Genomic DNA, 4152 nt, shown 5'->3' on the forward strand with positions numbered 1-4152 from the left:
GAATATCCGCCCCCTTATAGCAAGGAACCACTGACCCGTGGTAATTTTTACGCAGGCGATATTCTAATTTAGAGGAGATACTACTCCCCTCCCGAAAGTAGATAAGACGATTAAGGCCTCGCTCGCCCAAAAGGCGGGGAATCAGCGTATCGTAATTCAACATAATATTATTTTTGTTGAATAAATTATGGAGACTGATCTCAATATTGTTACCGTCAACCAGAATCGCCACAGACTGGCTGATTCGTACGGGTGGTGGGGATACTTTACTCATAAAAAAATTAGTGAGAAATTGATGATGGACAGTTGACAGTTATATTAATTATCAACCGCGCGATGGCCACTATCTATTGTCAGTTGTCAACTACAAATTATACTTTTTCCTGGTTACCGGAGTCAATTGCTTTGTAGACGGCTTCTACCACTCGCATATCGCGCAACCCCTCTTCACCGGGCACCCGCATTGATTTGTCTTCCATTACACTCATCGCTTGCTCATCCATTTGCGTTGCTTGCTGATTGACTTGCGGATAATCAATTGGCCCCTCCTTACTTTCGCCAGCAATACCGCTATAGGCCGAAAACGGGTCTAGCTTAAACCATCCTTTATCTGCAGTTACGTTCAGGTAATTCATACTCATTCCAAAGCTGGTGTGCAGATTAGCTAACGCCCCACTCGGAAACTCTAGCTGAAACATAGTGGTTTCGTCTACCTCGGTAAATATTTCGGGGCGGGTAGTAAACGATTGAGCAGTCACGGCTACTGGCTCCTCACCCGTCACGTAGCGAGCCGCCTGAAGGGCGTACACTCCCATATCCATCATCGCTCCCCCTCCCATTTCTTTGTTTAGTTTCCAATGATCAGCCCGACCCTCGCGGTAGCCTGCTCCTGCGTTTACCATCTTCACCGGGCCAAATACTTCTTCCTGACCTAAGCGCATTACTTCCTGCGTATGCGGTTCAAACTGCATTCGGTAGCCGATAGAAAGTTTGCACTGATTATCTTCACAGGCTTTAATCATAGCCTCACACTCTTCCACGCTCGAGGCCATTGGCTTCTCACAAATAACGTGCTTCCCGGCTTTTGCCGCACGAATTACGTACTCAGCGTGCATAGCATTAGGCAGCACTACGTAGATAATATCTATGTCATCATTATCGGCAATGGTATCATAATTTTGGTAGTTGTAGATATCCTGATCTTTGATACCATACTTTTCCGCCCAAATTTTTTCTTTTTCAGGAGTACCGGTAACCACCCCGGCTAAATAACAATTTTCGGTTTCTTGTAAGGCGGGGGCCAGCACCTGACTACTATAGTAGCCTAATCCTACTAGCGCAATGCCCATTTTTTCCTTAGGTTTCAGCCCTACGAAACTGATATTTTTGTTCCAGATGGCCGGAGTAACCGCCAGAGCACTAGCTGAGGCAGTTTGTTTAATAAATTGACGGCGAGAAGGTTGAGATTGTGTTTTCATTGTAGTGTTAAGTCAGCTATACGAGTGAAGATAGTATTTAGCACGTAAAAAATAGATAGTCGGGGCCCAAAAATCACATATCCTGATAGAGCCGCACCCCCGGTTCTACCTCACCTCTCCGTAACTGGTTAACCAGTTGATGAGCTTGGCGAGTTACTTCGGGCAGACGATAACGAGTGAGACAGGTACTTACAATTGAAAGGGAACTCTCCAAATCAGTAAGGTGCCCCGGCGAAACATAAATAGGCGCTACATTATCCCGCGATCGGAGTGCAACGCCAATAACTTCCTGATTATCGTAGATCAGCGCGTGTGATTTTGCTTCCGTTGTCAAGGTTTCATGCATACCAACTAGTAACTTTTTAGCGCACCCAATAGTAGGTTTGTTCACCCAGACCCCGAAATGAGAAGCAATTCCCAGGCGACGGGGATGAGCGATTCCGTGCCCATCTAATACTACTACATCCGGTTTAGTGGGTAACTGATTCCAGGCTTCCAACAGGGAGGGCATCTCTCGGAACGACAACAAGCCCGGCACATAAGGAAACGTAGACTTGGTAGTGACCAGCGAGTGTCCGCATACCTTAAGAGAGGGCAACTGGAGAATAACGATGCCCGCATGAAACACATCAGAGCCCCGGTCAAAGGAAATATCGGCCCCCGCTACGTATTGAATGGAATCAAGCAGAGGTTCAATCCGTACCTTTTCCCGGATATTACGCTGAATCTTTACTGCTTCAGTTGGGCTGACATCCCAGGGGTGCAATGGTATTGGCATTCGTTTAACGTTTGATGTTCACCGTAGTAAAAAATCAACAGGGTTCAAATAATTCTTACACCCGTAAGGCAAAGCTAGTAAATGATTATACAAATCAAGGAATACTTTTCATCTTTGTTACGTCTTCAGCAATGAAGGTTTGTTGCATCTGCGACTTAGTCTCAGTGCAGCAGTAGAATTGTTTCTCATAGTTTAGGTAGTTTTGGAAAAGCCTGCTCGCATTGCGAAGTAGGTTTTTTTTATTCTAAAATAACAAATTCTCAGATTGCATGCTCTCTTGCGATAGCAATGAGTGCCCTTGTCAATGAAGTAACTTATACTTTTTGTGTATATTCTAGCCAGAATGTGATCGCGTATATGCGCTGCTAATAGTTACGATAAACTTCGAGTACGAGAATTTTAAATTATTCATTGCCCACAACCTATAATGAAATATACGTACTTACTAATAATTATGGCGGTAGTTATCTCTACCAGCGCAATCAGTCAAGATACCTACCAGGTGAAAATATATCCTGAAGCAGGTGAGGCCTTTGCTCACGCCGAGTACACTCTCTGGGTTCCGGAAGGCTTAGATGAAGTACAGCGCATCATTTTACACCAACATGGCTGTGGAGAAAATGCTCAAATTGCCGGACAGACCGTCACCGATGATCTTCACTGGAAGTTACTAGCCGAGAAAACCAATGCCGCCTTGCTAGGTTCCAGCTTATGGCCCCAAAATGAATGCGTTGACTGGTGCGATCCCAACAATGGAACCGAACGAGCGTATTTACAGGCACTGAATGAACTAGCCAACCTCAGTAGTCATGCTGAAGTTGCCGAGGTGAATTGGGTAATTTGGGGGCACTCAGGGGGTGGTTTTTGGACTCAATCTATGCTTCAAAAGTACCCCGAACGGTTTGAGGCTGCTGTACTTCAGTCGGCTGGCTTTCGCCGTCGGGAAAATCGAGATACTGCGCTCCAAAGTGTCTCCTACGCTACTAATGTTCCGGTACTGATTCACGTAGGTATAGAAGAAAAAGGACACGAGCGTTTCAATGGGCTGTATGAAGATGGGGTAAGAACTTTCGCTTTGATGCGGGAGAAAGAAGCTCCAGTTACGCTAATCATCGACCCGGCTACTGGTCACGGCAGTGGTAACACCCGGTACTTAACTATTCCCTGGATTGCTGCGGTTCTTGAGCAAAAAGAAGAAACTGAGGTTATTTGGCCAACCGAGCATAGTGAGCAGGGTAACTGGTTTCCCAGTCAGATTATCGCTGCCAAAGGGGAGGTATTTTCTGAGCTAGGAAATGTTCCCGATTTCACCCATCCGAAACAGGCCCCAGGAAAGTTACAGGCAGAAAAAGCAGCGCAAGGCGTTAAGCTCACCTGGGAAGCTACCCCCGACTGGGAAAGCGGAGTAAAAACCTTTCGCATCTACCGAAACGGTAAATTACTGCCCCCGTACACCGCACCTGCTCGCGAGGAAGGCAAGCTTACCGAATACTACCGAGAGCCAAAGTACAGCGATACTCCTGGGCGTCCATTAGCCAATATGGAATACATAGATACCAACGCACCATCCGGCGAAGCCCACCGCTATCAAGTCAGCTTAGTAAATTGGTCTGGATTAGAATCACCTAAAAGTCAGGCTATTGAAGTAGATTATCAGACTGTATCTAAAGGTCAGTAGTCAAACTCAAACAAAAGTCTAGAGATTGTAAGCAAGCACTCTACTACTTCTTAGGGCTGCTGTACTTCTACCCAGTTTCCTTCCGAACGGACATTCATTGTGTTGTCGTACATTGCTTCGCAATAGATACCCGGCTGATAGAATCGTCCGATATACGCAGCGTTTAGCACAAATGTAAATGTCTTGCGCTCTCCGGCAGATAAGTCAAAGTAGGTATA

Annotated in this window: 4 protein-coding genes; 1 reads left to right on the forward strand and 3 read right to left on the reverse strand. The window is 45.9% G+C overall.

Annotated features, from left to right (window positions below; genetic code table 11):
• The 3 genes from WBA23_RS12900 to nfi all read right to left on the reverse strand — a co-directional run.
• On the reverse strand, positions 1-274 hold a 274-nt coding region (locus tag WBA23_RS12900; RefSeq protein ID WP_424582688.1), incomplete at its 3' end, for a hypothetical protein.
• A gap of 97 nt (positions 275-371) precedes the next feature.
• Entirely contained in the window at positions 372-1478 is a 1107-nt protein-coding gene (locus tag WBA23_RS12905) for a Gfo/Idh/MocA family protein (protein WP_424582689.1), read from the reverse strand.
• 73 nt (positions 1479-1551) lie between these two features.
• Entirely contained in the window at positions 1552-2256 is a 705-nt protein-coding gene (nfi, locus tag WBA23_RS12910; RefSeq protein WP_424582690.1) for a deoxyribonuclease V, read from the reverse strand.
• A 454-nt stretch (positions 2257-2710) separates the two neighbouring features.
• On the opposite strand from nfi, the gene WBA23_RS12915 reads away from it, so the two are divergent.
• Positions 2711-3934: a hypothetical protein gene (locus tag WBA23_RS12915; protein WP_424582691.1), complete on the forward strand. Its 1224-nt coding sequence runs from the start codon at positions 2711-2713 to the stop codon at positions 3932-3934.
• The last annotated feature ends 218 nt before the right edge of the window (positions 3935-4152 follow it).

Source organism: Tunicatimonas sp. (assembly GCF_049647865.1).
Lineage (GTDB): Bacteria > Bacteroidota > Bacteroidia > Cytophagales > Cyclobacteriaceae > Tunicatimonas.